Source organism: Lacticaseibacillus parakribbianus (assembly GCF_025490915.1).
In the GTDB taxonomy this organism is placed as follows: Bacteria; Bacillota; Bacilli; order Lactobacillales; family Lactobacillaceae; genus Lacticaseibacillus; species Lacticaseibacillus parakribbianus.
In genome coordinates, this window is record NZ_JANQBA010000005.1 from 104,800 (window position 1) to 119,437 (window position 14,638).

At 64.1% G+C, this 14,638-nt stretch carries 13 protein-coding genes; 12 read left to right on the top strand and 1 reads right to left on the bottom strand.

The features are described from left to right. Positions 1–74: 74 nt before the first annotated feature. Positions 75–1,565, top strand: a complete 1,491-nt coding sequence (gene gltX, locus NUH19_RS06080; protein WP_262315663.1) for a glutamate--tRNA ligase — start codon at positions 75–77, stop codon at positions 1,563–1,565. A 1,428-nt stretch (positions 1,566–2,993) separates the two neighbouring features. On the opposite strand, the gene NUH19_RS06085 is transcribed toward gltX, so the two are convergent. Next, positions 2,994–3,083 carry a type I toxin-antitoxin system Fst family toxin gene (locus NUH19_RS06085; protein WP_225048080.1) on the bottom strand — a complete coding sequence of 30 codons (90 nt, stop codon included), beginning with the start codon at positions 3,081–3,083 and terminating at the stop codon, positions 2,994–2,996. 259 nt (positions 3,084–3,342) lie between these two features. On the opposite strand from NUH19_RS06085, the gene recQ reads away from it, so the two are divergent. The 11 genes from recQ (at position 3,343) to NUH19_RS06140 (ending at position 14,635) form a co-directional block, all read left to right on the top strand. After that, positions 3,343–5,121: a DNA helicase RecQ gene (gene recQ, locus NUH19_RS06090; protein ID WP_262315664.1), complete on the top strand. Its 1,779-nt coding sequence runs from the start codon at positions 3,343–3,345 to the stop codon at positions 5,119–5,121. Positions 5,122–5,329: 208 nt separating this feature from the next. Continuing rightward, a complete protein-coding gene (gene cysS, locus NUH19_RS06095; protein ID WP_262315665.1) occupies positions 5,330–6,733 on the top strand; it encodes a cysteine--tRNA ligase in 1,404 nt (467 codons plus the stop codon). Then, positions 6,718–7,140: a Mini-ribonuclease 3 gene (locus tag NUH19_RS06100; protein WP_262315666.1), complete on the top strand. Its 423-nt coding sequence runs from the start codon at positions 6,718–6,720 to the stop codon at positions 7,138–7,140. The genes cysS and NUH19_RS06100 overlap by 16 nt, the downstream gene beginning before the upstream one ends. 187 nt (positions 7,141–7,327) lie before the next feature. After that, positions 7,328–8,110: a 23S rRNA (guanosine(2251)-2'-O)-methyltransferase RlmB gene (rlmB, locus tag NUH19_RS06105; RefSeq protein ID WP_262315741.1), complete on the top strand. Its 783-nt coding sequence runs from the start codon at positions 7,328–7,330 to the stop codon at positions 8,108–8,110. 1 nt (position 8,111) lies between these two features. Continuing rightward, positions 8,112–8,654 (top strand): NYN domain-containing protein, encoded by a 543-nt coding sequence (locus NUH19_RS06110; RefSeq protein ID WP_262315667.1) that lies wholly within the window; start codon positions 8,112–8,114, stop codon positions 8,652–8,654. 300 nt (positions 8,655–8,954) lie between these two features. After that, positions 8,955–9,965: an ABC transporter substrate-binding protein gene (locus tag NUH19_RS06115; protein ID WP_262315668.1), complete on the top strand. Its 1,011-nt coding sequence runs from the start codon at positions 8,955–8,957 to the stop codon at positions 9,963–9,965. Positions 9,966–9,974: 9 nt separating this feature from the next. Next, the gene (locus NUH19_RS06120; RefSeq protein WP_262315669.1) at positions 9,975–10,763 is read left to right on the top strand and encodes a sugar phosphate isomerase family; all 789 of its coding nucleotides are present in this window, start codon (positions 9,975–9,977) and stop codon (positions 10,761–10,763) included. Beyond that, entirely contained in the window at positions 10,760–11,905 is a 1,146-nt protein-coding gene (nagA, locus tag NUH19_RS06125) for an N-acetylglucosamine-6-phosphate deacetylase (RefSeq protein WP_262315670.1), read from the top strand. The genes NUH19_RS06120 and nagA overlap by 4 nt, the downstream gene beginning before the upstream one ends. 4 nt (positions 11,906–11,909) lie before the next feature. Beyond that, positions 11,910–12,842, top strand: a complete 933-nt coding sequence (locus tag NUH19_RS06130; RefSeq protein WP_262315671.1) for a 1-phosphofructokinase family hexose kinase — start codon at positions 11,910–11,912, stop codon at positions 12,840–12,842. A 27-nt stretch (positions 12,843–12,869) separates the two neighbouring features. After that, the gene (locus tag NUH19_RS06135; protein ID WP_262315672.1) at positions 12,870–13,862 is read left to right on the top strand and encodes an ABC transporter permease; all 993 of its coding nucleotides are present in this window, start codon (positions 12,870–12,872) and stop codon (positions 13,860–13,862) included. Further along, entirely contained in the window at positions 13,847–14,635 is a 789-nt protein-coding gene (locus tag NUH19_RS06140) for an ABC transporter ATP-binding protein (protein ID WP_262315673.1), read from the top strand. Before NUH19_RS06135 ends, NUH19_RS06140 begins: the two co-directional genes overlap by 16 nt. The last annotated feature ends 3 nt before the right edge of the window (positions 14,636–14,638 follow it).

Consider the following 14,638-nt stretch of genomic DNA (forward strand, 5'->3'; position numbering starts at 1 on the left):
CATTTTCGCCCCCATCTATGAGGGATTGTGGTACACTAGCAATGCATTGTTAAAACAAATGGAGGCGTCATGCATTGACAGATCGACCAATTCGGGTGCGGTATGCACCAAGTCCAACCGGGCACTTACACATCGGCAACGCGCGTACTGCGCTGTTCAACTACCTGTTCGCGCGTCACAACAACGGGACCATGGTGCTGCGCATCGAAGACACCGACACCAAGCGCAACATCGCGGATGGTGAAAAGAGTCAGATCGAAAACCTGCACTGGCTTGGCATCGATTGGGATGAAGGTCCCGACAAGGGCGGCGACTTCGGCCCTTACCGCCAGTCCGAGCGCAAGGACATCTACCTCAAGTACGTCAACCAGCTGCTGGCGGAAGGTAAGGCTTACGAGTCTTACAAGACCGAAGAGGAGCTGCAGGCCGACCGCGAAGCCCAGCAGGCTAACCACGAGATGCCGCACTATGTCTACGAGTACGAAGGGCTGAGCGAGGCTGAAAAGCAGGCCAAAATCGAGGCGGCCAAGGCCAAGGGCCTGACCCCGGTCATCCGCTTCCACATTCCGGCCGACAAGACCTACGAGTGGCAAGACATCGTCAAGGGCGACATCTCCATCGACGGCAACACCATCGGCGGCGACTTCGTGATCCTGAAGCGCGACGGCATGCCGACCTACAACTTCGCCGTGGTCATCGATGACCACCTGATGGAAATCACGCACGTGCTGCGCGGCGACGACCACATCGCCAACACCCCTAAGCAGATGGCGGTTTACGACGCTTTTGGCTGGGAGGCCCCGGTCTTCGGCCACATGACGCTGATCATCAACGGCGCCACGGGCAAAAAGCTGTCCAAGCGCGACGAGAACGTGCTGCAGTTCATCGAGCAGTATCGCGAGCTCGGCTACCTGCCGACCGCGATGTTCAACTTCATCACGCTGCTCGGCTGGTCGCCGAAGGGTGAAGACGAGATTTTCACCAAGAAGGAGTTCATCAAGCTCTTCGACGAACACCGCCTGAGCAAGTCCCCGGCGCGGTTCGACCAAAAGAAGCTGGAATGGGTCAACAACCAGTACGTCAAGAAGACGGATCCTTCCGAGCTCGCCGCCTTGGCCCTGTCCAACCTGATCGAGGCCGGCCGCATCGCCAAGGATCCGGACCCGAAGACCATCGAGTGGACCCGCCAGATGATCAGCCTCTACATTCCGCAGATGAGCTACACCGCCCAGATCACGGACATGTCGAGCATCTTCTTCGACGACCGCGACAGCCTGACCGAAGACGAACTCAAGGAGCTCGCAGACGACAACGCGCTGCCGGTGATCAAGGCCGTGGCTGAAAAGCTGCACCACCTGGACACCTTCGCCGCCTACTTCGTCAACGAGCTGGTCAATTCGGTGCGGCTTTCAAGCGGCGTGAAGGGCCGCAAGCTCTACATGCCGATCCGCATCGCCACCACCCGCCACATGCACGGGCCGCAACTGGCCGAGACCATCGAGCTGATGGGTCGCGACAAGGTGCTGGCCAACATCGACAAGACGATTGCCGAAATGACCAAGTAGCCCCGCTGCCGCCGTCTTCCGTTCAGGAAGGCGGCGGTTTTTGAGTCGGCGGCAAGGACGATGCGGGGTGGCGCCAAGGCCGACACGACAGGCACCTGGCCGCGATTGACTGGGCCCAGCCGGCGCTGACTTAACAGGAGAACCGGGCGGCGTGTTATGCTGGTGCTGCATCAAAAGTAGACAATCTTGATACCCAAGCCGCTATCTGTTGTGGGATAACGGTTTTTTAATGCGGTGATCGACCCACGCGGCCGCAAGCCGCGATGCCCGTTCGAGGAAAACTTGAGTAACGCGCTGGCTATGTAGAGACATTGCGGGTCAGATTTGTACGGAGGCCACTAGCGACTGTGGAATAGCGGCTCTTTGCGCGAACGGTGGACCACAGCGGCCGGATCGACCGAACGCGTGTCGCGACTTGCGCTCATTGTGGTGGCTCAGCCAGTCGTCGGATAACGCACCGGAGTATGCCCACGATGAGGGGCGCAGTGACTGCGCGATCAAAAGTAGACCAGCTCGCTCCCCCCTTGCCGACGCGGGATCACGCGGTGCCGGGCGTAGCGACGGTCATAATCTAGCAGGGGTGAGCGTCGTCGTCATTTTTGGGGCGGGGCAGGCCGGGGGTACCGCGTGGTTGAGGGGGTTGCACGGTGATTTTCAGGCACGCACCAGACGCGAAATGCGTGTGAGTCTAATTACTTGACGAAAAATTGGTCCGGTGTTAAGCTACACTCGAATGATCAGTCACGTGCGGGGATGGCGCTGCGGCCGCAGCGCTGGCACCTCTGCCGCATAGGGGAACGATCCGGAGCGCAAGCGCCTCTAGTACCCCACCCATGCCAAGCCGCAGTGTAGTGCCACACGGCTTTCAAACTCAAGAGTTTTAGTGCAACTCCTTCAACTTAGGAGGAGATACCAGGGTAAAGGATTTCACCAACCCACCGCTCGCACCAAGCTGGGACCTACTCGCATCGCGAGGTAGCTGCGGCCCCGGCGAGCGCGGTGGTGGCACCACCATAGTAAGCAATGGACAGCAACGTAATCGAATTAGGCCAAGGCCACCGGATTCACCGCGTCCGGTGGCTTCGGCGCGGCCGCCGCAACTTTTCGGGTTGCGGCGGCCTTTTGGGTGTTGGGACCGGTGACCGCAAGTGGTGACCCGGTGATGGCGCCGGTTGGGCGCCGATTCGGGTGACCCAAAACCGGCTGTGGCGGATTTGAAGCGGCGCAACAACGGGTCGCAGATGCCGGTTCTTTACACCCAACTGCTGATCGTGGTATACTCACTGCGAATCGAAATTCGACAAGAGATGCCCAAGCCGCTACCTGTTGTGGGGATAGCGGTTTTTTGGTGCAATCAAAAACCACCGCGGGTTGTGGGACCGCGGTGGCCGGTGTGGCGCCAGGAGGCTGAGCGCGTCGCTACAAGCGCTAGTCGTGGTGCTGCAGCCAGTGCTCAAAAAGTGCAATGAGCACGCCCACGATCAGCGGTGCGGTAACCGCGACATCGAAATCCGACAAGTGATGCCACCCCTTTCCGGCGCGGTATCACGCGGCAGGGCGTAGCGACAGCCCCAGTGTCGCAAGGCAGCCGCCGTTTTGTCACCCCCCGCGGCCCAAACGCCGTCGCACCGGGGCTGGGGGACGGCTAATCTTGGCAACGGCCGGCTTGAAGCCGACTTGGTCGCCTCCGGTTGCGGGGAGGCGGCCTTTTTGGCGTAATTTACTTCAACCGGCCGAACGCGTAGAATGGATGGATACGAAACGGGGGAGACGCGAGATGGACACGCAGCATGCTTTATTGAAGGAAAAATTCGGCTACGACGAATTCCGGCCCGGTCAAGGCCAGGCAATCAGCCGGGTGCTGGCCGGGGACAACACGCTGGTGATCATGCCGACCGGCGGCGGGAAGTCGCTGTGTTACCAGATTCCGGCGCTGATGCTGGACGGGCTGACGGTGGTGGTGTCGCCGCTGATCGCCCTGATGAAGGACCAGGTCGACGCCTTGAACGAGAACGGCATCCCCGCCACCTTCATCAACAGCACGATTGCCAGGGGTGAGGCCGACCACCGGCTGGACATGGCGGCCCGGGGGCAGGTCAAGCTGCTGTACGTCGCCCCGGAGCGGCTGGAGATGGCCGATTTTCAGGCCGAGCTCGGGCAGCTGAGAATCGACCTGCTGGCCGTCGACGAGGCGCATTGCATCTCGCAGTGGGGGCACGATTTTCGCCCCAGCTACTTGGCCATCGCCGACGTCGCCGCGAGCCTCCCGTCGCACCCGACCGTCATCGCGCTGACCGCCACGGCCACCACCCGCGTCGCCGAAGACATCAGCTCGCGGCTGGCGATTCCCGAAGCCGGCCGCATCAACACCGGCTTCGCCCGGCCCAACCTCAGCTTCAAGGTGATCAAGGACCAGGCCAAGGACGCCTACCTGCTGGATTACCTGCGGCTGAACCCGGATTCCGCCGGCATCGTCTACTGCGCCACCCGCAAGGAGGTCGAGCGGCTGTATGCCCTGCTGGCCAAAAACGGCATCCAGGTCGCCAAGTACCACGCCGGCATGTCGGAAGGCGAGCGGTCGGCCGCCCAGGAGGATTTTCTCTACGACCGCAAGCCGGTGATGGTCGCGACCAACGCCTTTGGCATGGGCATCGACAAGAGCAACGTGCGGTTCGTCATCCACGCCCAGGTGCCGGGCGACCTCGAGTCCTACTACCAAGAGGCCGGTCGCGCCGGCCGTGACGGCCTGGCCTCCGAGGCCATCCTGCTGTTCGCCCCGGCCGACCTACAGATTCGGCGCTTTTTCATCGACCAAAGCGACGGCGACGAGGCCTACCGCGCCAGCGAGTACCAGAAGCTGCAGGTGATGAACCAGTACGCTAACACCGGCGATTGCCTCCAGCAGTTCATCCTGCGCTACTTCGGCCAGGCATCTGCTCCCTGTGGCCGCTGCTCCAACTGCCTGGACGACCGCGAGAGCTTCGATGTCACCGTCGACGCCCAGAAGGTGCTGTCTTGCGTCTACCGGATGCACGAACGCTTCGGCAAGGCGCTGATCGCCGACGTGCTGGCCGGCGCCAAGACCCAGCGCGTCTTGGACCTGCACTTCGATCAGCTCTCGACTTACGGCTTGATGAGTAGCCTCCGCAAAAAAGACATCAGCGGGTTCATCGATTTTCTGACCGCCGGCGGCTACCTGACGCCGATCGGTGGCCAGTACCCGACGCTGCACGTGACACCGGCCGGCGCCGCGGTGCTGCGCGGTCAGCAGACCGTGTCGCGCAAGCAGGCGGTTCGTGCGACCCGCACCCAGCCGGTCGACGACGCGCTGTTCCAGAAGCTGCGCGACCTGCGCCGCGAGCTGGCGGAAAAGGGCGGGGTGCCGCCTTACGTCATTTTCTCCGACCAGACCCTGCGCGACCTCTGCTCGGCCAAGCCGCAAGGCGAAGTCGAGATGCTGGCGGTCAAGGGGATCGGCCAGGCCAAGTTCGACAAGTACGGCGAGGCTTTCCTGGCCGCGCTGGCAGAAGACCAGGGCGAAGACGCGCAGGCTTAGCCACACGGCCAGCGTGGGCAGGACGCCAAGCGGTCTGCGCTTGGCGCTTGGCGATCGGCAACGGTGCAGGTCGACACCCGGTATCAGTCGGGCCGATCGCGGCGCCGCACCGCAGCGCGGTAAGCGACAAACATTGCGGCCGCCGGCTTTCGCCCGGCCTGCTTTTCGAGTACACTAATAGTGAGACACTTGCGAAAGGATAACGCTTATGCTTGAAATCTATAACACCCTCACGCGCAAGAAAGAGGTGTTCCACCCGCTGACGCCGGGCAAGGTCACCATGTACGTCTGCGGTCCGACCGTGTACAACTACATCCACATCGGCAACGCCAGAAGCGCTATCGCGTTCGACACCATTCGCCGCTACCTCGAGTACTCGGGCTACCAGGTCGATTACGTGTCCAACTTCACGGATGTGGACGACAAAATCATCAACCGCGCCAACGCGGAAGGCGTCGCGCCGCTGGCCTTGGCGCAGCGCTACATCGACGCGTTCATGCAAGACACCGCCGCCGTCAACATCGAGCCGGCCACGGCGCATCCGCGGGCCAGCGAGATGATTCCGGAGATCATCGCCTTCGTCCAGAAGCTGATTGACAAGGGCTACGCCTACGCGGTCGCCGGCGACGTCTACTACCGGGCCCGGAAGTTCGCGCATTACGGCGAGCTGGCCCACAAGAACCTCGACGAGCTCGAGCAAGGCGCCAGCCAGCACACGGCCGACGCCGAGACGGCGCGTAAGGAGGACCCGATCGATTTTGCCCTGTGGAAAGGCGCCAAGCCGGGCGAGATCAGCTGGGACTCGCCTTGGGGCGCCGGTCGGCCGGGCTGGCACATCGAGTGCTCGGTGATGTCAACGTCGATGCTGGGCGAGACCATCGACATTCACGGCGGCGGCCAGGACCTCGAGTTCCCGCACCACGAAAACGAGATTGCCCAAAGCGAGGCGGCGACGGGCAAGCCCTTCGTTCGCTACTGGATGCACAACGGCTTCGTGACCGTCGGCGACGACGACGCGAAGATGAGCAAGTCGCTGGGCAACTTCGTGACGGTGCATGACATCGTCAAGACCGTCGACCCGCAGGTGCTGCGCTTCTTGATGGCGACCACCCAGTATCGCAAGCCGATTCGCTACTCGCAGGCCGGCCTGGACGAGGCCGCGCGGAACTTGGAGAAGCTGCGCAACGCCCACGACGCCGTGGCCTACCGCCAGGCCGACGCGGCGGCCGGTGAGGACGCGGCGATCACGGCGCAGGTCGCGACGCTACGTGAGGCCTTCACGCAGGCGATGGACGACGACTTTAACGTGCAAAACGGCCTGGCCGCCTTGTACGAGCTGACCAAGCTGATGAACAGCTACGCCGCGGCGACACAGGTGCAGGCCGCAAGCCTGAGCCTGCTGCTTGACACCCAGGCGGCGTGGCTGGCGATTTTTGGCGTTGAGTTCAAGGCGCAGCTGCTGGACGAAGACGTCGAGGCGCTGATTGCCAAGCGCAATGCGGCCCGGGCGGCGAAGGACTTTGCCACCAGCGACGCGATTCGCGACCAACTGACGGAAGCCGGAGTCGTCTTGGAAGACACCCCGCAAGGCACAAGATGGAGAAAAATTTGACTGAAGCAAAACAACTGAACGGGGTCACCTTGGCCTACCTCGGCGACGCGGTATACGAGGTTTACGTTCGCGAGCACCTGCTCAACCGCGGCATCGTGCGGCCGAACATGCTGCAAAAAACGGCGAAGTCCTTCGTGTCGGCCAAGGCCCAGGCGGCCCTAATCGCCGGCATGGCGGACGCGGCGCTGTTGACCGAAGACGAGTGGGAGATGTTCAAGCGCGGCCGCAACGCCAAGTCTTACACCCACGCCAAGAACACAGACGTGGTGACCTATCGCACCTCGACGGGCTTTGAGGCGCTGTTCGGCTACCTGAAGCTTGACGGCCAGCTGACGCGAATCGATCAGCTGGCGCAGTGGTGCATCGATTACGTGGAGAACGGAGGAACCGGTCATGGCAAAGCCTAACGCGCATTCAGAATCACAAGGCCCAACCGGCCGCGGGGCCACCACCGGCGGCCCCAAAGGCGGTCGGGGCGGCGACAACCGGCCAGGCAGCCGCCGGCCTAGCAATAACCGCGGCGGTCAGCGGCCGGCCAACCGCGGCGGCGAGCGGCCGAGCAGCCGCGGTGACCGCAAGCCCCGGGCCAACGTGGTGCCGGAGAAGTACCGCGACCGGCCGAGCGACGCGGAACACGAGGACGAGTTCGTCTTCGGCCGCCACGCGGTCGAAGAGGCGCTGAAGGTCGGCAGCAGCAAGACCATCAACAAGCTGTTCGTCCAGACCGGCCTGAATGCCGATCAGATTCGCAACATCGTCCAAAAGGCGACCAAGGCCAAGATCCTGGTCTCAAGCGTTCCCAAGGCCAAGCTCGACCTGCTGTCCGACGGCGGCAACCACCAAGGCGTCCTGGTCGCGATGACGCCATACGCCTACGCGACCCTGGATGAGCTGTTCGAACACGCGCAAAACGCCGGCCACGCGCCATTTTTCCTGGTGCTCGATAACCTCGAGGACCCGCACAACTTGGGCTCCATCATGCGAACGGCCGACGCGGTCGGCGTCGACGGCATCATCATCCCCAAGCACCGCGCGGTCGGCTTGACCAGCACGGTGGCCAAGATCTCGACCGGGGCCATCGAACACGTGCCGGTGGCCAAGGTGACCAACCTCGCCGCGACCATCAAAACTTTGAAGGACCGCGGCATGTGGGTCTTCGGCACCGCGATGGACGGCCAGGACTTCCGCGAGTGGGACGCGCAAGGTGCCGTCGCCTTGGTGATCGGCAACGAGGGCAAGGGCATCTCGCCGGGCGTCGCCAAGCTGATGGACGCGACCTTGACCATTCCGATGGTCGGCCACGTCCAAAGCCTCAACGCCAGCGTGGCGGCCGGCATCCTGATGTACCAGGCCTTCACCGCTCGCACGAAGGCCTGACATGCGCAAGCACATTTTGATCGTGGATGGCTACAACGTGATCGGTAACTGGCCGGAGCTGGCCAAGCTCAAGGCCGATGGTCACTTCGACGCCGCACGGGACCGCCTGCTCGATCAGCTGGCCGAGTACCGCAGCCACGAGAACGCCAATATGATCGTGGTCTTCGACGCGATGTTCGTGCCGGGGATCGGGGAGCGATACGACAAGTGGGACCTTCAGGTGGTATTCACCCAGCAGGACCTGACCGCCGACTCCTACATCGAAAAGCTCGCCAACGACCTGAACACGCCGCTGGTCCAGCTGACCGTGGTCACCTCCGATCAGGCCGAGCAGTGGACCGTGTTCTCCCGCGGCGCCTTGCGCATCTCCTCGCGCGACTTCCTCCGCGAGGTCAAGCGGTCGCACAACGAGTTCACCAAGTCCACCGACCCGTTCATCATGCGGGAGAACCGCCGCAACGTGCCGTGGCGAACCGACCAGCTGCTGCAGCTGGACAAGGCCCGGCGGAAGCTGGAGCGGAAACCAAAACCCAAACAAGAATAGCATCACCCACAGGCGCGGCCTGTGCTTCCCGATGAGGGCGGCACGGGCCGCGCTTTTTGACTGCGGTTGACCGATCAAAGCCTAACATTTTCTCATCTAAAGCACAGTTTTTTCACATTTAGGGTGGCACGGTCGCAACGTTCGGAGTTCGCCCGGCGTGTCGCGACGGGTTGGGACCGGCGCCGTGATGCCGGTCACACTTTGTTCACAAAAAATCAACAACTCGTTCCAATCTCGGCCCCGGTTTTTGGATATTCTCAGACTAAACTAACGATAATCAAATGTTCGGAGGATAAAGACATGACAAAACGACGCTGGCGCTGGCTCCTGCTACCCCTGATTGCGGTGATGATGCTGATCGTCACGGCCTGTGGCAAGAGCGGCACCTCAAGCCTCACCACCATTAAGATCGGTTACATGGAAAACGCCAACTCGGTCGGCCTAGCCGCCATCGCCGATCAGGCCGGCTACTTCAAGAAGCAGGGCTTCAAGGTCAAGCTGGTCGCCTTCGCCGACGGCCCGTCGATCCTCGCCGCGATGAAGTCCGGCAGCATCGACGTCGGCAACATCGGCTCCGGGGCTCACACGGCGCTGGCCCAAGGCGCCGCGAAGGTGATCATGATCGACGGCGTCAGCACCGCCGACGAGCTGATCGGCAACTCGGCCAAGGGCATCACCAAAATCTCTGACCTGAAGGGTAAGAAGGTCGCGGTGGTCGCCGGCACCACTTCCGAGATGATTTTTGAAGCGGCGCTGAAGAAGGCCGGGATGAAGACCGAAGACGTCACCGTCGTCAACATGTCGGCCAACAACATCGCCAGCGCGATGGCCTCAGGCAAGGTCGACGCGGCCGCCACTTGGTCGCCAAGCACCACCACCATCAAGGACAAGCTGGGTGACAACGCGGTGACCCTGGCCTCCGACAAGGATTTTGCCAGCAGCATGCCGTTCATCAGCTCCTGGGTGGTGACGGCCAAGTACGAGAAGGCCAACGCGGCCCGGGTGGTCAAAATCACCAAGGCGCTGATGGCGGCCAACGACGCCCGTGCCGCCTCCATCAGCAAGGTCGCGCCGTACATCGCCAAGCAACTGGCAATCACCACTAAGCAGGCCAAGGCCCAGATGGTCGGGATGGAGACGCTCTACACCAGCAAGCAGATCAAGCAGATGGCCACAAGCGGCAAGCTAGCCAAGCTGTACGACGCCCAGCAGCAGAACTTCATCAAGGTCGGCACCCTCAAGGACACCGGCAGCCTGGCCACGGCCAGCGACTACCTGCTGGTGGACGTGATTCAAAAGGCCGCGGATTAGGAGGCACCGATGAAAGACTACTACCGCTACTCAGTTGAGGAACTCAAGCGCCGGGCCCGGCTGCCGCTGACCGTCGTCCCCGCGGCCGCAGATGTCTACGCCGCCAACAACGCGAAAAACCGGCCGTCGGTGATCATCACGCCGGTGGGGCCGCTGGGGCAGTACCCAATCTTCGTCGCCCGGGCCAACGCCGAACGCCTCGACCTGCGCCACACCTGGTTCGTGAACATGGACGAGTACGTGGTGGCCGGCCGCTGGATCGCCGGCGACTCCAGCTGGAGCTTCCACCGCTTCATGCAGGCTAACTTGTACGACCGGTTGGACCCGGCGCTGGCGCCGCCGGTGACCCAGCGCGTGTTTCCCGACCCGCAGGACCCAGCCGCCAGCGACCGGCTGCTGGCGAAGCTGGGCCACGCCGACCTGGTGATCGGCGGCATCGGCCTGAGCGGCCACATCGCCTTCAATGAGCCGCAGCCAGGCCTGTCCGTGGCCGCCTTCGCCGCGTTGCCGACCCGCGTGGTCGACCTGACGCCGGCGACCAGAATCGCCAGCGCCATCGGCGATACCCACGGGGCGTTGGCCCTGGTGCCGACACAGGCCGTCACCCTCGGGATGCGTGAGCTTTTGGCGGCCGACCGCATCGTGTTGGGGTGCTTTCGCGACTGGCACCGCGGCGTGGTGCGACAGGCGGTGGGCGCGGCGCCGACTGCGGCCTTTCCGGTCACACTGGTGCAGACCCACCCGAACGCCGAACTGATTGTGCCGGAGGCCGTGGCCGCGTTCGAGGCGGTCGAATGAAGCCGCGGGTTTTGACCCACGCGCATCTGGTGACCGGCACCGCCGAGTGGCCAGACGGCTTCATCCGCTTCGCCGAGACGGTGCAAAACGTGGGGCCGATGACCGCCTTTGCGCCGCGGCCGGGCGAAGCGGTGACGGATGTCCACGGTGACCTGATTGTGCCGGGCTTCATCGATGTGCATGTTCACGGCGGCTACGGCGTGGATGCGATGGACGGCGACGCCGCCGCCATCGCCGGCATGGCCGAGCGCATCGCCGCGGCAGAAGGGGTCACCACGCTTTTTCCCACCACGATGACCCAATCTCCCGGCGCCATCGACCGGGCGGTGGCCGGCATCGCCCAGGCGGCGACGCTGACGCCCTTGATTCAGGGCATCCACCTGGAGGGGCCGTTCATCTCGCCGGTATACAAAGGGGCCCAGCCGGCGGCCTACATCCAGCCGGCGTCGGCCGAGACCATCGCGCGGTGGCAGCGCCTGGCCCGGGGGCTGATTCGCCTGGTGACCTACGCGCCGGAGGTCGGCGAGCCCCGCGACTTTGAGGCCTACTGCCAGCATCACGGCATCGCGCTGTCAATCGGCCACAGCGACGCGACCCGGGCGACGTTGTTGCACTGCCCGGCCCGACACGTCACCCACCTGTACAACGCCCAGCGCCTGGCGGTTCACCGCGAGGCTGGGGTGATGGGTCACGGGCTGTTGGAGCCGGCGATCACCTGTGAGCTGATCGCCGATGGCTTTCACAACGCGCCGGACATGCTCGAGTTGGCCTACCGCCTGAAGGGGCCGGGTCGCTTGGAGCTGGTGACCGACGCGATGCGAGCCAAGGGCTTGGGCGACGGTCAAAGCGAGCTGGGCGGCCAAACCGTCACGGTTCGCGGCGTCGAGGCGCGGCTGGCCGACGGCACCATCGCCGGCTCGGTGCTGCCCTTCGACCGCGCCTTCGCCAACATCCAGCGCTACACCGCCGCCGACTTGGCGGCGGCCGTCCAGATGGCCAGCGTCAATCAGGCCCAAGAGTTCGGCCTGACGCACAAAGGACTGCTGGTGGCCGGCCGCGATGCCGACTTGAACCGCCTGACCCAAGACATGGACTTGGTGGCCACGTACAGCCGCGGCCGCCTGCTTGACAGAAAGGACTAACCCCATGATTCTCACAGTGACCCTGAACCCCGCCGTCGACGTGCAGTACCGCATGGCGACGCTGCACCTGGACAACGTGAACCGCGTCGGCAACGGCACCGTATCGGCCGGCGGCAACGGCATTAACGCCGCGCGGGTGCTGACCCAGCTGGCGGCCCCGACGCTGGCGCTGGGCCTGGCCGGCGGCGTTCGGGGTCGTCAGCTGGGTCGCCTGATGCAACGAGACGGCATCCCCAACGCCTTCACTCCGATCGCGGGGGAGACCCGCGAGTGCGTCGCGCTGCTGCACGGCACGGCCCAAACCGAGATTCTGCCGGCCGGGCCACGGGTGACCGCCGCCGAGCTGCGTGCGTTCACCACGACCTTCACCGCTCGCCTGGCCACGGCCACGGCCGTGATCCTGGCCGGCAACCTACCGCCGGATGTGGCGCCGACCGTGCTAAGCGACCTGATCGCCTTGGCTCAGCAGGCCGCCGTCCCCGTCTTTTTGGACGTGCCGGGGCCCGAGCTGGACGCGGTGCTGGCCGGACCGGCAAGGCCGTTTTTGGTCAAGCCCAACCAGCAAGAGCTGGCCGACCTGCTGAAGCAGCCGGTGGCTACGACGGCGGCCGCGCTTTCGGCGCAGCTCGCGGCGCCGGCGCTGGCCGCCGTGCCATGGGTGCTGGTGTCGCTGGGGCGCAACGGGGCCATCGCCCGGCACGGCGCGAAGCGCTACCGGGTGACGGTACCGACCATCGCCGCGGTGAACGCGGTGGGGTCCGGCGACGCGACCACCGCCGGCATCACCTGGGCCATCACCCAGGGGATGAGCGACGCGGCCGCCCTGGCCTGGGCCACGGCCTGCGGCACCGTCAACGCCGGCCAGGTCGCCACCGGCAGCGTCGACTCGGCGGCCGTCGCCGCCTTGGCCGAAGACATCACCGTCACCGCCATCTGACCCAGCACGAGAAAGGAAGCGCAACGCATGGCAACGAATCATTCCGCAATTATTGAATCATCTTCCGCAAGGCACTGGGGCGGCTCGCGCAAGGCGGCCCGGCCGCTCGAAGCAGACGCCAGCCGCGGGGCCGGGCGACCGGCCCGGCCAATCAAAGCGGCGAGCCAGGCGACGGCGCCGGTGACGCCGGCCGCCGCTTCGGCCACCCGGACCACCGCTTCGGCAATCCCGGCCACGACGCCGGCCGCCGGTGCGGCCAAGGCCAAACGCCGACCGCTGCCACGCGCTGTGTGGCTGGCCGCCTCGCTGCTGTTGGCCATCGGCGCTTGGAGCCTGATGTCGCTGAACGCCGCGACGGCCGACAGTTTTCCCAGCCTGATCAAGGTCGCCCAGGCGATCGGCGACATGTACGGCAAGGGTGTTTTGCTCAAAGACATCGGCTCAAGCCTGCTGTCGGTCCTGGGGGGCTTCGTGCTCGGCTTCGCGCTGGCCTTGCCGACGTCGATTCTGATGGCCTGGTACAAGCCGGTTGAGAACCTGATCGGCCCGTGGATTCAGTTCATCAGAAGCATTCCGCCGCTGGCCTACGTGCCGTTGGTGGTGATGTCGGCCGGCATCGGCACCAAGGCGCAGATCATTGTGATCATGCTCGCCACCTTCCTGGTGATGACCGTGACCATCTACCAAGGCGTCGTCAACGTCGATCCGCTGCTGATCAAGGCGGCCAAGGTACTGGGGGCTCGCGACCGCGACCTCTTCGTTCACATCATCGTGCCGGCGGTCATTCCCTACATCGTCACGGCGGTGCGGCTGGGGGCGACCACGGCCTTGACCACGCTGATCGCCGCCGAATCCACCGGCGCCGTCGCGGGGCTGGGGATGCGCATACAGTCTTTGAGCCAAAACTTTGACACCGCGCCGATGGTGCTTTACATCATCATCGTCGGCATCATCGGCGTGAGCCTGGATCAGGGCAGTCGCGCCATCGAAAGGAGGGTGACGACATGGCAGGAGAAGTAGCCAAGCTGCAGGTTTCGCACCTGAGCAAAAGTTTTCCGCATCCCGAAGGCGACCTGCTGGTACTCGACGACATCAACTTGACCATTCAGGCCAACGAGTTCGTCACCGTCATCGGGCCCAGCGGTTGCGGTAAGTCGACGCTGTTGAACATCATCGCCGGGCTCGACCAGCCAACCGCCGGCGAGGTCACCTGCGACGGCCGCCAAGTCGAGGGCACCGGCACCGACCGCGGCGTGGTGTTCCAGCAATACGCGCTGTTTCCCTGGCTGACCGTTCGCGCCAACATCGCCTTCGGGCTGAAAATGCAGGGCAAAAGCGCCGCGGCCAGCCGGCCGATTGTCGATCACTACCTGCAGATGGTCGGGCTGACCAAGTTCGCCGACAGCTACCCCAAGGCGCTGTCCGGCGGGATGCGCCAGCGCGTTGCGATCGCCCGGGCCTACGCCGCCAATCCCGCCGTGTTGTTGATGGACGAGCCATTCGGTGCCTTGGACGCCCAGACGCGAGCTCAGCTGCAAGACAGCCTCCGCGCGTTTTGGGCGACCGAGAAGAAGACCTGCTTTTTCATCACCCACGACGTCGACGAGGCGATCTTCCTCGGCCAGCGCATCGTGATCATGGGGGCCAACCCCGGCACGGTCAAGGAAATCATCGACGTGCCGCTGCCGGCGGAGCGGTCCCAGGCCGTGCGGCTGTCGCCGGAATTCCTCAAGATTAAGCAGGACGTCTGGGGCAAGGTATACCAAGAAAGCGGCGCCGTCGCACAGGGCTGACCC